Source organism: Lutimonas vermicola, from assembly GCF_038433205.1.
Lineage (GTDB): Bacteria > Bacteroidota > Bacteroidia > Flavobacteriales > Flavobacteriaceae > Lutimonas > Lutimonas vermicola.
Genome location: NZ_JBCDNA010000002.1, coordinates 34,876 through 55,897 on the forward strand (window position 1 = coordinate 34,876; position 21,022 = coordinate 55,897).

Here is a 21,022-nt window from a genome sequence, read left to right on the forward strand (position 1 = left end):
GGAAAAGCTAACCCCCTAATACACATCACAGCCTAGGTTAATCACTATAGCTTAATCTTGTAAACAGTACCCGAGCCAGCTCCGGTAATGTATGCCTCACCGCCCAAAATCGACACAGAAGATCGGGTCCAGTTCTTGGAATCTGTAAATTCCAACTTACCCGTTGAGAATTCCATGCCAGTAGCAATTGTATCAGTATCACCGCTGGTCAAGTCGATTGAAATCAACTGCCCTTTACCAGCCTCTACTACATACAATTTACCATTGTCAATCGCCAGACCTTGAGGTGAACTTAAACCTTCCTTGACAACTTTAGGTGTAATAACATTATCGCCCTCAAAAATTTGAACAATTCTACCACCCATATCCTCACTTACGTAAAGATTTCCATTATCGTAGGCCAATCCGAAGGGCTGTTGAAGATTATCTACAAGTACTTTTGCTTTGTCAGGAGCTGCAGGTGAAAACCGCTTGATGGCACCACCTAGCTCAGAGAATATGATCATATCCTTTCTTAGAGCAATAGCATTAGTTGGATTCTTGAATTTTCCAAAATTAGTGACCATGGAATTGGTTTTCAAATCCCAGATCTTGACAAAGTTTCCTGTCCAGCTGGTTGTAACCACTTGTTCGCCATCATAAGGCTCCACGGTCATCATCCAACCAACATCTGTTGTCATGGTGATACCTCGTGCCGCGCTAAGCTCTTTTCCAGTTTCAGGATCCATTTTACGGATTGCAAAGATGTCAACTACAACCATAACAGGCCTGTCTTCTTCCTCAACAAATGTAACACCCCCAACAAGACCCAGTCCACTTGGAATAATCTCACGATAGGTATCCAAACCGGTCATCTCATATACGTAACAGTCAGCTGAGCTTGTAGCGAACATGCGATCGTCCGGTCCAAAGCAAAAGTTATCTGTTGATGGATACGGTGTTTTGGCTACCAGTTCGAAGGTTTGATCATCCTGGTTGACCTTATAAATAACGCCATGGGCAGCATCCATAATATGAAGTTCACCTTTGCTGTTGAACTTGGCTGCCGACGGGTTAGTACCTTGCTTTTCACCTACCATCTCGGTTGATCCATCTTCCATATCAATTTTTATAGCCTCTCCGGTTACCCATGCAGAGCCGTATAATTTACCGTCAGGTCCGAAGTCCATTGCATTTGACATACGCATCCCTTCGTTGGTGATCGTCCGTGGTTCGCGATCATCATCCGGGTAGATCTCAAACAGGTGTGAATCAGCAAACTGTCCACTGATAAAGACTCTGCCCTCATCATTTATGGCAATTCCGTCATTACCAACCGGGACTTTGGCAGCGACACTAATAGTACCATCAGTGTCCATCACACCAACTTCACCAGTAGCTATCCAGTTGAAAAATAACCGTCCATCAGGGTGGAAAGCCATGTCGTCGGTACCTTTGGAGCCTTTGATCATTTCATATTCGCCTGTTTCAGGGTCAACAATAAAGGCAGCATTGTGCCAAACGCTACCAACGTATAGCTTACCATTCGGACCCCAAACTATTCCATTACTACCACGCATCGGGCTAGCTTTAATTAGAGTTTGCACTTTTTCAATTGTATTCATCTTTATATAATTTTTATGGTATTAAATCTGAGATTAATCCTGATACTGATCTCTTATATTATCAAAGACACCCATACGATCAGACATACAACTTCCTAACCAGACACGGTTTTTGTATTCAATCACTGAGCAAGTCGCACCCAAAGGACCATACTTACCAGCCGGCATAAATGTTGTAGTATCCAATGTTTCAGGATCAACTTTAAATACAGCGAAAGGTGTGTGTATAGGAGTTCCCCACTTAGCACTGGCTAATTGCTCGTATTCAAATGATGCTCCGTCGAGGGTATGAACGCAGGCATAAATAAACTTACCATCAGCTGACCAACGCAGGTTGTCCGGCGCACCTGGAAGCGGAACACGAATTAATCCAGGATCAGAAGCACCACGGTTAATGCGGGTAACACACGCACCAGTCGATTCGTTAACCCAAATCTTGCTACCATCTTTATTGGTGGTAATACCATTTGGTGATGACAAAGACTCAGTTCCAGGGAGTTTAGTCCATTTATTTGTCTCAGGATTCCACTCTTTCAACCAGCCTACTGGTTTACCTGATAACTGCCTTTTGGTTTGTCCAATTGGATCACGAGGGTCTGACATAGCTGAAACTATCACTCCGCCAGTATCAGGTAGCCAGCAAACAGCATCAGGCCAACCATCCTCAGGTACATTCAGGTTACCAACCCATGTCAATTTGGGCTCACTTCCTGCTACATTAATTTCAAAGATTTCGACTGCATCACGTCCACCATGGTTTATTACGAACAGTTTAACGATATCTCCTTCTCTATTGCTGAGATCAAGACCATGAGGACCAAACGTACTCCAGTCTGGAGGTGTACTGCCGGGATAGGTATCTAGGTCTGCCTTGATGGTGATCTCATCCGGCATGATTCTTCTTCCGGTTTCGGCATCAGCATCAAACAGGTGCAGGTATTGCTGAGTAAGTACCTGGTCCTTGAAACCTGCTGCGTATACATTAAGACCACTACCTATGATCCAATGTGTATCAGGTAATAATAGAAAATCCTCAACGTTGTAAACGCCAACAATCCACTTTACATTTGCCTTTTTCAGCCAATCTTCAACGGTAATTTTTTGTGCATCATTTCTCATTATTTTATTCTTTATATTGTAAATAATTGTGTTTTCTAAATAGGGAGTAGGCAAACTAATCCTAACATACTATTACATTAAATGTTTATGTTTTGTGACTAAAGGTTGACTTTGTAAATAGCTCCCGAACCGGCACCAGTAATATATGCCTGAGATCCCAAAATCGACACAGAAGACCGGGTCCAGTTTTTGGAATCTGTAAATTCCAGCTTACCCGTTGAGAATTCCATACCGGTAGCAATTGTGTTAGTATCACCGCTGGACAGGTCGATAGAAATCAACTGACCTTTACCGGCCTCAACTACATACAACTTACCATTGTCTATTGCCAAACCCTGGGGTGAACTTAAGCCGTCCCTGACAACTTTGGGTTTTATAACTTTATCGTTGTCCAAAATCTGAACAATTCTGCCACCCATATCCTCACTCACGTAAAGATCTCCATTGTCGTAGGCCAATCCGAATGGCTGTTTTAGATTATCTGCAAGTTCCATTGCCTTATCCGGGGCGTCGGGTGAAAAACGTTTGACAGCACCGCCCAGCTCAGAAAATATGATGTCTTTGCCAATCGTAATAGCATTGGTTGGCATCTTGAACTTCTCGAAATTGGCGACCATCGAATTTGTTTTCATATCCCAGATCTTGACAAAGTTTCCTGTCCAGCTTGTCGTAACCACCTGGTCGCCATCATATGGCTCCACGGTCATCATCCAGCCTACATCAGTTGTCATGGTGATACCTCGTGCTGCGCTTAGCTCTTTACCGGTTTCATGATCCATTTTGCGGATCGCAAAAATGTCAACCACAACCATAACAGGCTTACCATTGTCTTCCATGAATGTAACACCGCCTACGAGGCCAAGGCCACTTGGAATAATCTCACGGTAAGTGTCCAAACCAGTCATCTCATATACATAACAGTCTGCTGAACTGGTAACGTACATGCCATCATCCGGACCAAAGCAGAAATTATCAGTTGAAGGAAACGGAGTTTTAGCTACCAATTCGAAAGTTTGATCGTCCTGGTTTACCTTGTAAATAACGCCATGGGCTGCATCCATAACATGAAGTTCACCTTTGCTGTTAAACTTGGCGGCCGACAGGTTAGCGCCCTGCTTTTCACCTACCATCTCGGTTGCTCCGTCTTCCATATCAATTTGTATAGCCTCTCCGGTTACCCATGCAGAGCCATACAATTTACCGTCAGGTCCAAAGGCCATTGCATTTGACATGCGCATTCCTTCGTTGGTGATCGTCCGTGGTTCGCGATTATCATCAGGGTAGATCTCAAACAGGTGTGAGTCAGCAAACTGGCCACTGACAAAGATTCGACCTTCATCATTAATGGCAATACCGTCATTACCAACCGGGACTTTCGCAACCACACTAATAGTACCATCGGTGTCCATCATACCAACTTCACCAGTAGCTATCCAGTTAAAAAACAAACGGCCATCCGGATGGAAGGCCATGTCGTCAGTACCTTTGGAACCTTCAATCATTTCATATTCGCCTGTTACAGGGTCGACAACAAATGCTGCGTTGTGCCAAACACTACCCACGTATAGTTTATCGTCCGGCCCCCAAACAATTCCGTTGCTACCGCGCATCGGGCTGGGTTCGACAAGGATCTGCACATTGTCACTGACTTCGCTCATTTCGTGTACAGCAGCCTCTGGCTCTACTCCGCTTTTTGCTTCTTTTTTCTGGCATTGTGCTACTAAACCAGTCAGTAAAAACACAATAAAATACTTACTAAATTTTCTCATTTTTAAATTTTGATTAATTAATTATGGTTTATTTAATGTCTATCTAAGATAATAAATTATATCCATTATTCCTCAACTCGTCAAATACTCACCGTTTAAACTCTATTATCAAAGACCACGATTCGATCAATCTTATAAACGTCATTAATGCTTATGGAATTGATATTCATCCGGTCTTCAAACCTTATTTTTTGCTCATTAAGCATGACTTTCTTTTTTTAAATTAGAATTATTGTTGTTATTTGTTTTTGTCATTTGGAATAACAAACTCATTTCAAAATATCTTTATCCAGGTTTTATATATTTTATTCTTAAAATCACATACCTGGCATTAAAAAGAGCGTTGATTACGCCATTTAAGTGCGGCTGGTCTTTCAATTGAATTTGGATTTCAGTATTTTCACCATCGTCTGATTTAATTTTTGAAATGGTTGCCTTGCTAAAGACTTGAATTAGACTGACATTAATTAATCCCTGAACAGTGATAGAATATTTATGCGGCTCATCAAAACTAATTGGATACATTCTCGCTATCATTTTATCAAATATTTCGAGAACAAAATTGCAACTTTAATGCATTATAAATCAATCTACTTTGGTCAGTAAAAAGTCAGTTTATTTGCACTATTTGATCTTGTGATATATACTTTAGTCAATATAAAAAGAGTGCATCGTTGTAATGCTTTTCCCGAGGTTCATAACAGGTTCAAATAAAGGTGGGTGTGCATGACTAAGGATGTGCTTCTAACTGTTTGTCCTGCTTGAAGAAAGAAGGGATTTTTAATAGAAAAAATGGTGTAAATGAGGTTATATAACTGAGTAGTTCTGATTTTGAAATGATAGTAGAAGTAAGTGTTGGTAAAATGGATTTATATCATTTACTATTGGATCCAGAAAAGTTTGTAGCCAGTTGGTGTTTATCCTTTAAGAATAAGATCAATTTAAGGGTTAGTTTTGGGACGCACCCTGTCAGCATAATTGCTTAGTATCCCTAATTTTTTAGACTTCATAATAGCTTCAACCCGGTTTTTTACTTCAAGCTTTTGATAGCAATTGTACAGGTACGTTTTTATTGTACTATGAGAAAGAAATAACAAATCGGCAATTTCTTTATTCGAGTGGCCTTTGCCAATTAGATTAAGGATTTCGGTCTCTCTTGGGGTCACAATCGATTGACCTGCCGACAACTCATTTTTCATCGGTATTAAATTTGTAGCGAATGCCTCATTTCTGTAATTGAGATTGAAACCATTTAGTAATTTGTCAATAAAAGGACTCTTCTTTTCTTGCAACTCCAATTGAGTCAAAAGCAAACGCATTTCTTCACCTAGATCCAAAAAAACACGAACAAACCCTCCTTTTTCAGCCATCTTAATTGCCTTCCTTAGATGAGATATAGCATCTGTTTTCCGGCCATATCTTGAATGCCATATGGCAATTAAAGGATAAACTTGAACCAGAATGTGCTCCAGGTTCTTTTTCTCCTTATTTTCGATTAATTCCTCGAGTTCTAAACGAGTTTCCTCTATATCCCAGTTCTCAGGATCTGCAAGCATCAGCTTAATTTTCGTTAATGAAGGTGTATAAAAATAGAAAATTGTACTCAAATCTCTAAAATCAACATGTGTTGCAAGTTCACGGGCTTTATTCAGATTACCGTGAAGCAATTCATGTTCCAGTTCGAAGGCAGCGACCAGTTGTGTTAATTCACTTTTGTTAAATTTATTTACATAGTCGTATAGCTCTGAGATAATTTGATCATAGCCTTCGTTGTCTTGATCTGAATGCATTTGAAGTGCCGCAAAAAAGCCTGTTTGAAGGATGAAGTTCGGCCGCCCGGAAAATCCGTTCTTTCTCGACTCCTCATATATTTTGCGAACCTTCTCCAGTTCGTTCCGGTAATAACTTGATGCGGCTAAATAATAGTTTGCCATGGCATAGGTCATCCATTTTTTTTGTTCAAGGCTAAGTTTTATGATAAGGTTGGCAGAAACTGATATTTTATCAATTTTACCCTGAATAGACTTCACTATAATATTGCACAGATGGGAGCGTAATATCCCCATTTTATCATCTTTGGGAATTGCTGTCAGGTATTTGTCTGTTAGCTCGGTCGCCTCTTTTTCATATCCGGTTATCTGCAGAGTCATGGACCTGATAATATAAACAAAGCTATAAACATAAGAATAGTTGCCATTTAATAGCGGAAGAGCTTTGTCAGTCATTTTCAGGGTACGATCATACTCTTTTGAGTAAAAGAATTTGCCTGCAGACATGGCATAATAACTACTCCGCATCCGTTTGCATTCCAAACTATTCTTATTGACTGGCATCATGATTTTTTCGAATATTTCAAGGTCGCTGGTGAGTCCGTGAAGATCATGTTTTGCTTCATTTAAAATGGCCCTTGTCATCAGTAATTCGGGATGCATTTCCACCGTGCCCGGGGGTAACATATTTAACCATGAACCAAGTCGCTGAAATTGTTCCGAATCTAACAGTGTGTTGTAATTAGCTATGATAATCGAAATGGCAAAATCCACATCATCAGCATAAAGGGCTGTATGTATGGCTTCTTCATAAGAATGTATACCTTCTAAGTACCTGCTAGCCTCAATGTGGAAGTTTTTAATCTGGGCTCTGGAATATCGCTGTTTTACTTTGTTACGCATTAAATCGTAAACAAGGCGATGGAACCTGAACCATTTTCCCTCATGATCCAAGGCATAAATAAACATCGTATTTTTAAGTGTTTTCCTAAATCTCTTTGTAAATAAATCCGGATCAAAAGAATGATTTGTTCTATCAAACTCCATTAACCTTACAATAAGGTCTATGGTAAACCTTTTTGAAAATGATGCAAGCAATAAGCCTTTAAAGATATCATCCTGCTCAACAGTAATTACCTCATGAAACATATTTTCCATCAGGCATTCTTGTTTGCTTTGCAACAACTCACTGCTTTCTCTTAAATCTGTACCTTCCGATAGAATTTTTAAATGAAGGCGCGCGGCAATGATCCATCCTTCGGTGGCTTGAATCACTGATTTAATTTGATCAACATTCAATTTTTTATCATATAACTGCTCCGAAAGTTGCCCAATCTCTTCAGGAGTGAAACGCAGATCCTGTCCGCGTAATTCAAAGACATTATCGTAGGCAGATAATTGATTAATGTTTAAAGGTGGATCATTCCTGCTAATTATGATTAAATGGATTCTTGCTGAGAGATATTTTAAGATCATCTCTACCAATTGATGGTTCTCGGCGTTCTGAATTAAATGATAGTCATCAATTACAATATAAAAATCTTCCTCGATATCCAGGAGTTCGTTTATCAGATGCTTTGAAATGACTTTTGGGGAATCCACCTCAATTGATTTAATCATTTTCGAAATCTCCCCTAGTAAATTAGGAAATACCGTTCGGGTAGCTTCAATAATATACTCAACAAAAGTTTTGAATTTATTGCAGTCCTCATCCATCTCAACCCAACAATATTTCTTATCAAGTTGATCCAACCACTGGCTTACTGTTATGCTTTTGCCATATCCTGCACCTGCAATAATAAGCGTCAATGTTTTGGATTTGTTTCTGTTTAAAGCAGATGTAATACGTTCCCTTTCAATAAAATCAGAATGTATTATGGGTTTGTTTAATCTTGTTTTTAAAAAATCCATGGGGGGGGGGGGGGGTTATAAACAGCAGGTTAATTATTTAATTATTTTATCATAAAAACATGATTATTCATTTTTTTAATCACTGTAAATATACACATTTTATTTTTTTTTAATTCACTGCAAACCTCTTCACAAATCGATATATTGAAATAAGTCTCCATAGCAATTTAATTAATGAGTTTTAACCTCAATCAACGATAGATGAAGATCATATAAAGTATTTATAATACCGATCAGTTCTGCCTGGTCTTTTAGCTTTCCTACCAATGAATAAACGTCCTTGCCATCAATCCTTTTGTCCAGTGATATTTGCATTCCTGATAATCGTGAAGACCAAGATATATCCAGGTCTCCCATAACCGTAATTTGATATATCCCCGAATTCCCAAAAGCCATATTTTTAACCTCTGATGTAATCATGTTTGTGTTCATTTATTATTTAAATTTTCTTCTCTTATTTTTATGCACCAGCATTGATCAATTAGATTCCAATGGATGTTCAAAGAAATAAAAAAAGGACATGAATCACAATCCCTCAAAAGAGTGAAAATGTAGTGAAAAATATTTGAATATGGTAAAGAGGAGCGAAAATTAATGGTGCAACGATTACTTCTCTAACAAAAAACTGTTAATTTTCAGATGCAATCAATTTATGTTCACGGGCCTTTTTTACAAGTTCCACCCTGTTCTTGGCCTTCATTTTTTTCAGGCTGTTTTTAACGTGTGACTTTACGGTTTCAACAGAGATATTTAAAGATTCTGCAATCTCCTTATTGCGATAGCCCCTTGCAATATATTGTAATGTTTCGGTTTCCCGAACGGAAAGAATTTCTAGTCTATTGAATGATTGGACTTTTTCTAATCTTTCTTCGAGTGTTTGGATTGGTCGCTCGTTTTCAAATGCCTCCAGAAGTGTCGAAACATAATAGCTGTCAGGTTCAGTATGCTGAAACTTTTCAAGTAGTTCCTTCATTGGCTCACCCAGATCGACAAAGATTCTGATAAATCCATTCGGCTCAGCCAGGATTATGGCTTCTTTTACTGAATTCAGAGCAGCTTCCTCATCACCCTTTTTGCTTAAATAGATGGATTGCATAAGCAGCACTTGCATAAGGAAATTGTACTTGTGGCCTGATCTTCCTTTTTTAATATACTTTTCGAGGAGTTCTTCTATCTTATTACTATTTCTAATATGATCAGTAATGATAAGTAATCTGACATACGTTAATTGCTGAAAATAAAATGCATAATCTAGGTAAATGGAATCAAAATCTGTTGATTTTGACAATTCCAATGCTTGTTTGATCTTTCCTTGTCGCAGTGCCACGTCGACCTTAAATGCCTTTGTAAGCTCGTCAAATGACTTAATTCCCACATTTTTAGTTACTTCGTTTATTTCGTCAATTGTATCTGATAGTTTTTGAGTTTCTCCCAAAGCAAGAAACCCGAGTGCTTTGGTATATATGGTTGGTAAATCCCAATAGGGTCGGCCAGCGTAGTAATGATCACTAAGAATCTCTGTATATTCAACTGCTTTTCTCAGCTTATTGAATTGATAATACGAACTCCCAAGATAGTACGAAACTGAACTTAGTAAAACCCACAGTTTATTCTCTATGAATAAAGAATAAGTATTTGACATGGCTTCTGCAATAACCTTAAGATTTCCTCTAAATGAGTTCAGGTACGAATTCAATATTTGCGTATAGATATAAGGTATTGAATTCTTTAATGGTATGCTTTCCAGAATTCCATTGACGAGCGTTTCAGCCTCTTCATATCTTCCTAATGCATTTAAAGCATATAAACGAAACGCAAATGCATAATTACTTATCATTTGCGTCTTGTCTTCCAGTAAACTCAAGGCTTTATTAGCATGAGCGAATGCGTCCTTATAATTCTCTAAACTGAAATCTAATAAGCTGCGCACAGTATAATACTCACCAAGTAGTTGTTTATTCTCTGGAGAGTCTGCCTCCATTGTCTCAGCTAACTTTTGAGCCATACCCACATCAGCCTTCATGGCAACCAAATCATATTTGGCTTCGTCAAGTATTGCTCGTGATACCAGCAAGCCTATATGCTTTTCAACTGTGCCTTTCGGTAAGAGGTCGAGCCATTGATTAATACGTCTGAATTGGTCGGTATTAAAAAATCTGATTCGATTCTTATCAAAAATGCTTACAGCAAAATCAATGTCTCCTGATTGCAGGGCGTGATGAAAAGCCTCATCCAAGTAGTCATTGCTTTCAAACCAGCTGCTGGCATTTTTATGAAAAGAAGCTATCTGATTCTCGGAAAAGCCTTTGTGCAATTGTATTAGCAACATTTCATCGAAAAAATGATGGTACCTGTACCAGGTTCGTTCATCATCCAATGAATATACAAACAGGTTATTGGCAACTAAGTCCTGGATAAAACGACTACCGGAAATTTTAGGAGAACCACTTTCTGTAAAAAGAACGTCAATTAATTCATTGTTGAATCGAGATAGAATAGAAGAAACAATCAAGGTATTTCTGAATTCATCAGAAAAGCGTTTCAAAACGAGATCCGTAAAAAAATCTGAATATTCCGACAAGGAATAATGCGTTGAGGGCTTTATCTCCGCATTGACCTTTCGTATTTCATCGGTCATTAACATCATTTGTATTCCCAATACCCAACCTTCGGTCCTTTTTTCTATTTTTTTTAGTTCCTTTTCAGTTAAAACATACGTAACCTTTTTTGAAACCAGCTTTTTCGTGTCATCAAGGCTGAATAACAAATCAGACAGGCGAATTTCATTGATTCGATTGAACAATCTCAGCTTATTGAATTTTAACGGAGGATCGCGCCGGCAGATGATGACCAGATGCAGATTTTCAATCGGGTAGGTAATACATAAATTTAGCAGTCCGTGAATATCCTCGTTATTGATTACCTGGTAATCATCAAGAATGAGTGCAAAGTTTTCCTCAACATTTTCCAGCACATCAGCCATTGTTTCAAAGACGGTTTCGACAGGTGGTAATTGCTGTCTTTGGATATATTCTTCAAGCTTGGTAAAATCTTTATCAATAATATTTTTGAGAGCCGCTATCATGTATTCCAAAAATATTCTCAGATCTCGGATCTCATCATCAAGGGAGACCCAGGCAGCATTGACCTTACAGTTTTCAATCCACTGGCTTACTAATATACTTTTGCCATATCCTGATTGGGCTGATATCAGGGAAAGAGGTTTATGACTGTTTTGATCTAATTGTCTAATTAATTGATCTCTTACCACGAGATCAGGCCCCAGGTTTGGCCTGTTTAATTTTGTTCGTAACATAATAAATAAACATACGATATAATTGTAAACATACGATTTATATCAATAATATGCATATTCAAAATAACCTTGTTTTTTTTTGAAAACTAAAAAATGTATCCTTTCAAATTTAACAGGGAATAAGAATAGGCAGTTAATTCCTGGCAGCTTTATAATGCATTAAATTGCTGAATGGCGCAACTTTACTCCCTTTGCTCCATGGCCTACATTTAGTTTATGATTTTAGAACTGATCTTATTCAAAATAGGGTTTTCATTTACCGAATTCCAGGTAACAGACAGAACTGTTCGATGCGGAATTTGATCTAATTCAATAAGTTTAATGTTCTTTTGATTGCCCAGTTGCAACGAACTGCTTACGACATATATGCCCCGCTTGTTCTCAACAAGACCAAAGATGGTAATGGCATGCACTGTATTGCTAGAAATTCTCGGATGAAAGCCACTGTGTTTAAAAATCTGCAAGACCTTATCAAAAGAGAATCGAAAAAATACTTAAATTGAAATCGTTTTACAGTTGATATCTTATCTTTAATTAATAATTTAGTCGATGATCAGGACTTTAATATTTTTAAGTTATGCCTAATATGGGATCCTATGTTAAAAATCAATTACATGCTTTAGTCTTTTTGATCATTTGCCTTATAGCTTCAGTGGCCATGGCCCAACAGGAAGATCAGCCAGAAAATGATTCCCTGAGCAGAAAGGAAACCCACAAGGAATTAAGAAAAGCCTTCAGAAAAGACAACAGGCAAGTTTTTGTTTCCTTTAGCGGAGTAAAGGCAAAACTCAATACCACTGCATCCTTTGATGTTCAGGATGGATTACTTACGGCTAATGTGGGCCTTGAGAAGAATCTAGGGCTTCCGAGTGAAAAATCGTTTTTCACAGGCTCAATAATGTATCGCATTACACCGTCAAGCGGTATCTACGCAAAATATTACGGGATTGACAGGGCTAAATCATATACCACCAAAGAAGATGTCATCTTTTTACGCGACACGCTTCCCGCAGGATCAGAGGCCAGGGGATATTTCAATACACAGGTGGCCAGTGCCGGATACCTGCTTTCACTGTTGAAGGACCCTAATGCTTTTCTTGGCGCCTATCTCAATATCTATGTCATGTCGTTGGGAACCGGAGTGAGTTCCGATTTAGGAAATATCGATGCCAAAGTAAATTTTACTGCCCCCTTGCCAAATTTGGGTCTGGTGGCTTTGTTCAAGTTAAAAGAATGGCTGTATATCAATGGTAATATAGGCTTCTTCTCACTTTATCTCGATGATTTCAATGGTTCTCTTTATGATTTTAGTGCCAGTCTCATGTTCAAACCAATAAAATGGTTTGGCATTGACGTCAGTTATCAGGAATTTGATATCAGGGTGGTATTTCCCAATGATGATATTCAAACCACCATTGATTACAATTTCAGGGGACCGGCTGTAGGCCTTAATTTTTTGTTCTGATGTGCTGAAGAATGAATCAACAAAATATCGGCAATGACTGCCGGAGAAATAATTAAATAAATAAAAAATGATTGAAGCTACTTTATTACTCGCTTATGTAGTCATTCTGGTCTACACGATAGTCAGGATTTTACTAGATACGGATTCCACCCCTAAAACGCTGGCATACCTGCTGCTGACCATTGTTTTCCCTTTTGTCGGGATCTTTATCTATTTTGCTTTCGGAATCAATTACCGGCATCAGAAATCAACGGCCAAAGGGATGGAAAGTCATCTGGAAATTGACAAGGCTTATCAAAAGCAAATAAAAAATGATACGTCCCTCCTGATCGAATCAAATCATTCAGAAATTGCCCATTTTGAACCCATGGTGCATTTTCTGAGTCAAATTTCAGGGGAACATTTGAGTCAAAACAATTTTAAACTGCTGGTTAACGGAGAGGAAAAATTTCCTGAAGTGCTGAAGACCCTTGAAACGGCGAAACATTTTATCCATCTGGAGTATTATGACTGGGAAAATGACATCCGGGGAAATCAGATCAAAACGATTCTTTTGAAAAAAGTACGCGAAGGGGTTAAAGTCAGGGTATTGTACGATGATTACGCAAGCAGAAAGATCAGGCGAAATGTGGTCAGGGAATTGAAGCAGGGCGGCGCAGAGGTATATCCCAAGATCAAGGTGCGAATCAGGCAATTTGCCAATCGAATGAACCACCGGGATCACCGAAAAATCATTATCGTTGATGGCACCAGCGGTTTTGTCGGAGGAATCAATATTTCTGACAGGTATGATAATTCCATCGATACAGGACTGTACTGGCGCGACACTCATGTCAAACTAACGGGCCCGCTAACCTTGAGCTTGCAGCGCCATTTTATGGTGAGCTGGAATACAAGTTCGGCTCAAAAAGTGGCTTTTGACAAAAACCTGTTCCCCGATGAACACGTCAGGTCAGATAAAGGAATCGGTGCTTTGGGCCAGGTGATTGCCGGTGGCCCGATCTATCCAATGTCTAACATTATGTTGAGCTATTTAAGGATATTTTCGCTGGCAAAAGAAAAACTCTACGTGACCAATCCGTACTTTATTCCAAGTGAAAGTATTATGGATTCATTAAAACAGGCAGCCATTTCGGGAGTTGATGTGAGACTTATGGTACCTGAAACATCTGATTCGGCCATAGTGGGTGCCGCCTCACGGTTTTATTTTAAAAATCTACTGGATGCAGGTGTGCGTATTTTTCTTTACAAGAAAGGCTTTGTTCACGCCAAAACCGTGGTTGCTGATACAAGGTTGAGCGTGGTTGGAACCGCCAATATGGACATCAGGAGCTTTGACCTCAATTTTGAGATCATGTCTGTGATCTACGGAAAGGATTTTGCAACTGAACTTGAGGGTGTCTTTTTTAATGACCTTGAGGAATGCCGTGAAATAACATCTGAACAATGGAACAAAACCGGTATGGTCAAACGCCTGAGCTATGCCGTCGCCAGGTTGATTTCGTCACTTTTGTAACATATCAAACAGCGAAAGGGTCATTATTTGTGCCTTTATGTCATATATAAGGGGAAATAACCCCTGAAAACAACTTAGCAAAAAATCAATATAAAGCCTGCTATTTTGAGTATCTATTCCTGGGCTTGAGTAGTTGAAGCATCATCCATCTCAATTATTTAAAGAAGTGACCAAAACAGAATTGTTCTGTTCCAACAGGCATGACCTATATCAGATCTACACTACGCTCATAAAGGTAATTTTTAGCAAACTGATTAAAATCATCAAATTTGACATATACTATTTTTAGATTTGAGAAAACACCATTAACAATGAAAAAAATAGTTATCCTATTATGTATGATAGTCGGAATGATATCATATTCGCAAAAGAACTATACATCGTCTGAACATATGGTGGTGACACCATCATTCGAACAGGAATCACATATCGAAGATTGTTATTTCACGGTAAAAGATTCGGTAGTTATACAAACAAATAAAACACGAGATAGTATTATGCACTCCTATAGAATCGGGGTTCCCGAAAAAAATGGCGAAATAGAAACCACGTTAAAAATACGTAAATATTCAAATGATTCATTTGATATAGAGTTAAACGAATATTATACAGAAACAAAGAAAACTAGTAAAGTATTATATTACATAGAATGATAGCAGGCGAACGACACTTGTCTGACAAGGGATATATTCGCGCTTTATTAATACCAAACAAAATCTTCTGCTTACACCTCTAGCAAAGTATTCGCATTCACAGGGTTGAACCTTTTTAAGATACTGATATTTGGATGTTCCTTACTTATGACACTAATGTTCAAGTAGCTGTTTTTTTAGAATGAATTACCTTCAAAGTCAATGCCCCATAGGTTATTGAAAGGATGATCACAGAAAGTGCTATACCGGCAAATGGAATTATCGTGAACAAGCGCAACACGATAGCACACAATAATGCTGAAACACAGTAGCTGGAACATATCGGAAATTGCTTATGCCCTTGGATTCAAAGAATCTACCCATTTTAGTAATTTTATCAAAAAACAACTTGGTATAAACCCTACTAAATACAGGGATGCTGATCTTACCAGAACTTGACCGGAAAGAATTGCGTTGTATTTCGATGTCATATTTGATCGTACGACAAAAAGGTTGTTTCAAAATATCTTCAATCGTTTTTCTATTGGAATGAAAACACCTATTCATTCATAATAATCTTGACTTAAACCCGCCATATACCAATGACAAACAAGACAATAAAACCCTGATAACTTCGTTGTATCTTGATATTAAGAATGATAAAAAATGCTGTTATGAAAACAATAAACGACCTCATCAAAGAATTGGAGAAACTTGATCACCAACACAAAAATTTACCTTTTGTATTATACGACCTCGAGCACAATCAGGAATTTAATTTGATTGGCGTTGAAATATCTGGCAAAGACAGGATTGAGTTGAATCTGATGTAGCAGATGCTTTCATCAATAATCCCATCATAGCCCGATGAAAGAAAAGTCCAGTAAACTGGACCCTTCTTTTATAATATGAAATTTAACAATCAGTTCTCCCAGGGGTAAATCCATGCCTTCAACAGTTATCGACTGCCATTTGTCAGACCCCTGAGTTGTGGAGAGCTGTATATTTTCCTTGACGATGATACCGTCTACTTTAATTTTAAGCATGCCTTCTGCATCTTTTGCTGCCGAGTTGATCGTCGTGTTAAACATTCCTGCTTTGGATATACTGAGTGTATACTGCGTCCATTCTCCGGCTTCGGTCCAGCTAACATAAGGGATTTCTTCAAATTGGCCTATATCAACGCCATCGTTGCGATAAAAGTTTCCTGAATTCCAGTCGATCCAATCGGTCTTGGTAAAATAATTCTCGGTCCATGTATCAAAAACTCATCAGTTCTCTCCTTTCCCATGGTTTCATTCAGTTTCATACGGTATTTTGTATGTGTATCAACAGAACACCTTAATCATTGACCAAAATCAATTTGTTTCGGGTATGGCATCATTGCATTTTTATAAAAAAATATGCAAATTATTCTCCAAGATTCTAAATCTCTTAAAGATGAAACATTCTTGTCACGGAAGCAGATTATTGATGACAATCAACAAATTTCTGATGATGATCACACTATTATTGCCCTTGGTTTTGTCAGGGCAAGACGACTATACACAAACGAGAAAAAAAATGGTCTCACATGATATTATTTCACGAGGTGTAAATGACCAAGCCACGCTTGATGCGATGAGAAATGTCCCCAGACATGAATTTGTGCCTCAAGAATTTAGACAAAGAGCATATCAGGACGGCCCTTTGCCCATAGGTTACGGGCAAACGATTTCCCAACCTTATATCGTGGCCTTTATGACCGAAGCTATCAGGCCCCAGAATCATTTCAGGGTACTTGAAGTAGGCACCGGATCGGGTTATCAGGCGGCTGTTTTGAGCGCTATTGTAGATAGTGTGTTCACCATAGAAATCATCGACGAATTGTACCTGCAGGCAAAAAAACGCCTCAAGAAGCTGGCATATGACAATGTTCAGGTAAAAAATGCCGATGGCTATTTTGGCTGGGCTTCCAAGGGGCCCTTTGATGCCATAGTGGTAACCGCAGCAGCCGAATTCGTCCCTCCGCCTCTTATCGAACAACTTAACGAAGGTGGCCGGATGATTATCCCCGTGGGCACGCCCTTTTCCACACAGCAACTATTGCTGGTGACCAAAAATGGAGGTAAAATAAAGACCAGAAACCTCATGTTTGTTCGTTTTGTCCCATTTACCCGAGACAAAGGTTCTTAAGCTTTAAACTTATCAAACATGAGCAACGCCCGAACATACAGATACGAGACGTTAAGATTGGGGCTTTCTATTTCGATTATATCGGCCGCAATTGTAGCCTATGAGATACAGCTGATGCATTTTTTTACCATCGTGCAGTGGCATCATTTTGCCTATATGGTTATTTCTATAGCTCTTTTAGGATTTGGCGCCAGTGGTGCCCTTTTATCGCTCTATAGAAATGAATTGCTCAAAAAAGCCGACTGGCTCCTCCCCTTCTTTATGATCAGCAGCGGGCTTTTGATGAGCATAAGCGTAAGGGTATCGCGAATGGACTTTCTTTTGTTTGATTCGTACCTGCTATTTGTTGATTATTCACAATTTGGGAGGTTACTTGGAAGCTATTTTTTATTCTTCCTTCCTTTTTTGATGGGTTCCCTGGCCCTTGGGCTGGTCTTCGTTAAAAAAGTAGCTCAAATAGGTATTTTTTATTTTTCTGATATGCTTGGATCTGGTATCGGGGGCATCCTGGCCATCTTTTTACTTTGGCACCTTGAACCCGTTGACTTACCCTGGGTTATTGCTCTTATGCCGATGCTTGCAGGGGTGATGCTCATCAAAAAAAAAGGGGGTTACCTTCTTTCAGCTTACGCCCTCCTTGCATTAGTGATTTGTTTCTATCAGGGCTTTAGCTCCTTTGAACTAAAATCGTCACAGTTTAAAAGTATCAGCTATGCTTTGAATTTACCCGAAGCCAAAATTGAGACCCGGCAAAGCAGTCCTTATGGCCTTGTTCAGGTGGTCTCTTCACCCGTTCAAAGATATGCCCCTGGCCTAAGCCTTTCATATGTACAGGAGGTAAGACCCTCTAAAGTGATTTTTAACAATGGCAACTGGTACGCTGCCATCCCTCAGGGAAACATGGATGACAGTCTGCATGTGCTCAACCATAGCACCATGGCCCTGCCTTATGTGTTGGAAAGCCCTAAAAAAGTGCTTATTTTTCAAGCGGGAGCAGGTTTTGAGGTGGCCCATGCCCTTAAAAAAAAGGCTGATCAAATCTTTGCAGTAGAGCCTAATGCCATTGTTACAAGACTCATAAAAGGGCCCTACGCCGAATATACCGATTCTTTGTTCTACAGGCCCGAAGTTCAGGTCTACAATACCTCTCCTCGTTCCTATCTAAAACAGTCTGATAAAGAGTTCGATCTTATTCAACTCCCTTTATCAGGGGCTTTTGGCGGATCTGTGGGGCTTAATGCCCTTCACGAAGAAAACCTGCTCACCTCAGAAGCACTGCTCGAGATGTGGCAAAAATTAAGCCCTAAAGGTATGATCGTGCTTTCCTCCTTTATCGATGTCCCCCCCAGAATAATAATTAAGAATGCTGCCCTTATTGCAGGAATGCTCGAAAATCTTAGCATAGTTGATCCACTGGGGCATGTTGTGGCAATAAGAAGCTGGTCCACGCTGACTTATGTGATCAAAAAATCGGCCCTCGGACCAAAAGACCTGCTTGCCGTAAACAGGTTTTGTGATGATTACGGCTTTGATCCGGTTTTATTGCCCGGCTCTGGATCAAAAGAAATTTACAATACCCTGGAAGATGATGCTGTTTTCAGTTTGGTAAGGAAAATGTTTGGACCCGAACGGGAAATACTTGTTAAAGCCAATGATTTTAACATAAGCATACCTTCTGATGACCGCCCCTATTTTTATCAATTTCTAAAAATCCGGCGTATGGCCAGACAGTGGCAACAATTAGGAGCACGTGCTGCTTTTTTGGAATTGGGTTACCTGATCGTTCTGGTGACTTTATTGCAAGTGGTGATAATGGCCTTTGTATTTATCATCCTGCCTTTGTTCAAACTTGGCTTTAAGGGTGGACAAAAAGCATGGGTCATATTCTATTTTTCGGGCCTGGGATTAGGCTATATGTTTTTGGAGATCGTTTTGATCAAATATTTTGTGCGGTTTTTAGGGCATCCGATTTATGCGGTTGCTACCGTGATCTCTATCATGCTTTTCAGTTCAGGCCTTGGCAGCCTTTACTCTTCAAAACTGGCTTTAAAAGAAACGAAGCTTATCCGCCTGACGGCACTGATCACCAGCCTGATACTGGTCTATGCCCTGGGATTGGGATTTGTCTTATCACAAACCGAGGGATGGCCCATTTGGGGTAAAATTCTCATAACCTTTGTATCAATAGGCTTCCCTGCCTTTTTTATGGGTATGCCCTTCCCGATGGGTCTACAACTGGTCGACAAAAAGCAACAAAAACAGGTTCCCTGGGCCTGGGGCATCAATGGATGTGTTTCGGTAATAAGTACTTCTCTGGCAACGGTTATTGCCGTTGAATTTGGGTTCACAGCAGTATTGTTGTTAGCTGCCCTTGCTTATTTTATGGCATGTATTAGTATTTTTTCGCTTCGCTTTTACGCTCCCAACAGTACTGCTTAAGGTATTCGAGACGTTCTTTGTAGTTTCTCCTATTCAACAGGAGCCTTTTAATCATGATCAGCTACAAAACAACTCCTGCCTTCTCTGCAATGGGAAGTTGATACCAATCCGTTATCCGGTCCCGAAGCTCCGGCTGAATTGATACACCAGCAAATGGTATTGGCATCGTCTAAAAGTAGCCAGGGCTTTTCTCCTCCTTCCATCATTCCATACGGGTTTCTGGCGCGAAGGAATTTACAGATGGTTTTATTTTTTGAATTCATAGGTTCCATTTCTAGGTGATTTCCAAAATAGCTTGTTTAATAATCGATACAAATAAAGGCACTTTATAGCCATTCTTAGAAAGTGGGCGCGCTATGCTCATGGCTGCTTCTGCAGCTGCCAGTGCATTTTGCTGATTAATGTCTTTCTTTTCCATCGCCTCCTCAGCCTGCAATGAACGATATGGCACCGGGGCAGCTGCTCCTAAAACAATACTTGCCGATTTACAGGTGTTTCCCGAAACTTCCATAACAACAGCCACATCTCCAAGTGACCAGTCATAAGATTCACGGGCAACATGTTTTAAATAAGCACTTTTGGTATTTTTAGAAAAAGGTGGAAGTACAATATCTGTAATCAATTCCTTGGATTGAAGGATGGTCTCCATAGAAATATCTTCACCGGCAGAAACAAAAAAGTCATCCATGAGAACCTTTTTCTTTTTCCCATCACTATTTACGATAACTACACTGGCCTTAAAAGCCATAAGTGCCGTAGCTATCGATGATGCATGTATACTTACGCAAGAGCCATTATCAATGATGGCGTGATTTTCATTTTGACCATGATCAGAGTGGCGCGCAAAACACCGATCGCCTCCTTTACGGAAGCATTCGTGATCGGCAGAGCGAAAATACCAGCAACGGTTGCGCTGGGCAATGTTCCCTCCCAAGGTAGACATATTGCGCAATTGCGGTGTAGCAGCATGAATAACTGCCTGGTGTAGTGCCGGATAATTAATTTTGATTTCCTCATTGGAAGCGATTTCAGCTAAGGTCACATTTGCCCCTATGCTCAAGCCTTCTTTGCGGTCATAACTAATCTTATCGAGACCCGGAATGTTGCGAATATTGATAATTTTCTGAGGTTTAAGCAAGCCCTCCTTTATCCAATCGAATACATCTATACCACCAGATTTAAATATGGCTGCTTCTTTGCCGGATTCATATAACTGTTCGGAAACTGTCGAGTTTACCTGTTCAAGCGCATCTTCAACAGATTTGGCTTCATACCAACTAAATTTATTCATGTCTTACTATTTAAGA

18 protein-coding genes are annotated in these 21,022 nt (G+C 39.4%); 6 read left to right on the forward strand and 12 right to left on the reverse strand.

Features of this window, described 5'->3' with window-relative positions:
* Positions 1-44: 44 nt before the first annotated feature.
* From AABB81_RS07615 to AABB81_RS07650, 8 genes are all read right to left on the reverse strand, one after another.
* A complete protein-coding gene (locus AABB81_RS07615; protein WP_342159709.1) occupies positions 45-1,559 on the reverse strand; it encodes an NHL repeat-containing protein in 1,515 nt (504 codons plus the stop codon).
* Positions 1,560-1,637: 78 nt separating this feature from the next.
* A complete protein-coding gene (locus AABB81_RS07620; protein ID WP_342159711.1) occupies positions 1,638-2,723 on the reverse strand; it encodes an NHL repeat-containing protein in 1,086 nt (361 codons plus the stop codon).
* 98 nt (positions 2,724-2,821) lie between these two features.
* A complete protein-coding gene (locus AABB81_RS07625) occupies positions 2,822-4,492 on the reverse strand; it encodes an NHL repeat-containing protein (RefSeq protein WP_342159712.1) in 1,671 nt (556 codons plus the stop codon).
* Positions 4,493-4,777: 285 nt separating this feature from the next.
* Positions 4,778-5,017 carry a hypothetical protein gene (locus AABB81_RS07630; protein ID WP_342159713.1) on the reverse strand — a complete coding sequence of 80 codons (240 nt, stop codon included), beginning with the start codon at positions 5,015-5,017 and terminating at the stop codon, positions 4,778-4,780.
* 416 nt (positions 5,018-5,433) lie between these two features.
* Positions 5,434-8,172: a LuxR C-terminal-related transcriptional regulator gene (locus tag AABB81_RS07635; protein WP_342159714.1), complete on the reverse strand. Its 2,739-nt coding sequence runs from the start codon at positions 8,170-8,172 to the stop codon at positions 5,434-5,436.
* Between the two features lie 171 nt (positions 8,173-8,343).
* Positions 8,344-8,592 carry a hypothetical protein gene (locus AABB81_RS07640; protein ID WP_342159715.1) on the reverse strand — a complete coding sequence of 83 codons (249 nt, stop codon included), beginning with the start codon at positions 8,590-8,592 and terminating at the stop codon, positions 8,344-8,346.
* Between the two features lie 208 nt (positions 8,593-8,800).
* Complete coding sequence (locus AABB81_RS07645; protein ID WP_342159716.1) at positions 8,801-11,488, reverse strand: LuxR C-terminal-related transcriptional regulator; 2,688 nt, start codon at positions 11,486-11,488, stop codon at positions 8,801-8,803.
* Between the two features lie 209 nt (positions 11,489-11,697).
* The gene (locus AABB81_RS07650; protein WP_342159717.1) at positions 11,698-11,952 is read right to left on the reverse strand and encodes a type 2 periplasmic-binding domain-containing protein; all 255 of its coding nucleotides are present in this window, start codon (positions 11,950-11,952) and stop codon (positions 11,698-11,700) included.
* Positions 11,953-12,074: 122 nt separating this feature from the next.
* On the opposite strand from AABB81_RS07650, the gene AABB81_RS07655 reads away from it, so the two are divergent.
* The 4 genes from AABB81_RS07655 to AABB81_RS07670 all read left to right on the forward strand — a co-directional run bounded on the left by AABB81_RS07655 (position 12,075) and on the right by AABB81_RS07670 (position 15,934).
* Positions 12,075-12,953, forward strand: a complete 879-nt coding sequence (locus AABB81_RS07655; RefSeq protein WP_342159719.1) for a hypothetical protein — start codon at positions 12,075-12,077, stop codon at positions 12,951-12,953.
* Positions 12,954-13,020: 67 nt separating this feature from the next.
* On the forward strand, positions 13,021-14,469 hold the full coding sequence (gene cls, locus AABB81_RS07660) for a cardiolipin synthase (protein WP_342159720.1): 1,449 nt from the start codon (positions 13,021-13,023) through the stop codon (positions 14,467-14,469).
* 947 nt (positions 14,470-15,416) lie between these two features.
* Positions 15,417-15,560 carry a helix-turn-helix domain-containing protein gene (locus tag AABB81_RS07665; RefSeq protein ID WP_342159721.1) on the forward strand — a complete coding sequence of 48 codons (144 nt, stop codon included), beginning with the start codon at positions 15,417-15,419 and terminating at the stop codon, positions 15,558-15,560.
* A gap of 215 nt (positions 15,561-15,775) precedes the next feature.
* Complete coding sequence (locus tag AABB81_RS07670; protein WP_342159722.1) at positions 15,776-15,934, forward strand: hypothetical protein; 159 nt, start codon at positions 15,776-15,778, stop codon at positions 15,932-15,934.
* Positions 15,935-15,958: 24 nt separating this feature from the next.
* Here the strand turns inward: AABB81_RS07670 and AABB81_RS07675 are convergent, their stop codons facing one another.
* Positions 15,959-16,324, reverse strand: coding sequence for a carbohydrate-binding domain-containing protein (locus tag AABB81_RS07675; protein ID WP_342160763.1), 366 nt, complete (start codon positions 16,322-16,324; stop codon positions 15,959-15,961).
* Positions 16,276-16,410 carry a hypothetical protein gene (locus tag AABB81_RS07680; RefSeq protein ID WP_342159723.1) on the reverse strand — a complete coding sequence of 45 codons (135 nt, stop codon included), beginning with the start codon at positions 16,408-16,410 and terminating at the stop codon, positions 16,276-16,278. The genes AABB81_RS07675 and AABB81_RS07680 overlap by 49 nt, the downstream gene beginning before the upstream one ends.
* A gap of 131 nt (positions 16,411-16,541) precedes the next feature.
* On the opposite strand from AABB81_RS07680, the gene AABB81_RS07685 reads away from it, so the two are divergent.
* Both AABB81_RS07685 and AABB81_RS07690 read left to right on the forward strand, forming a co-directional pair.
* Positions 16,542-17,276 (forward strand): protein-L-isoaspartate(D-aspartate) O-methyltransferase, encoded by a 735-nt coding sequence (locus AABB81_RS07685; RefSeq protein ID WP_342159724.1) that lies wholly within the window; start codon positions 16,542-16,544, stop codon positions 17,274-17,276.
* Positions 17,277-17,294: 18 nt separating this feature from the next.
* On the forward strand, positions 17,295-19,715 hold the full coding sequence (locus AABB81_RS07690) for a spermidine synthase family protein (protein WP_342159725.1): 2,421 nt from the start codon (positions 17,295-17,297) through the stop codon (positions 19,713-19,715).
* Positions 19,716-19,762: 47 nt separating this feature from the next.
* Here AABB81_RS07690 and AABB81_RS07695 read toward each other — a convergent pair whose 3' ends face one another.
* A complete protein-coding gene (locus AABB81_RS07695) occupies positions 19,763-19,978 on the reverse strand; it encodes a hypothetical protein (RefSeq protein WP_342159726.1) in 216 nt (71 codons plus the stop codon).
* 11 nt (positions 19,979-19,989) lie between these two features.
* Entirely contained in the window at positions 19,990-21,006 is a 1,017-nt protein-coding gene (locus tag AABB81_RS07700) for an FAD binding domain-containing protein (RefSeq protein ID WP_342159727.1), read from the reverse strand.
* Positions 21,007-21,022 lie beyond the last annotated feature (16 nt).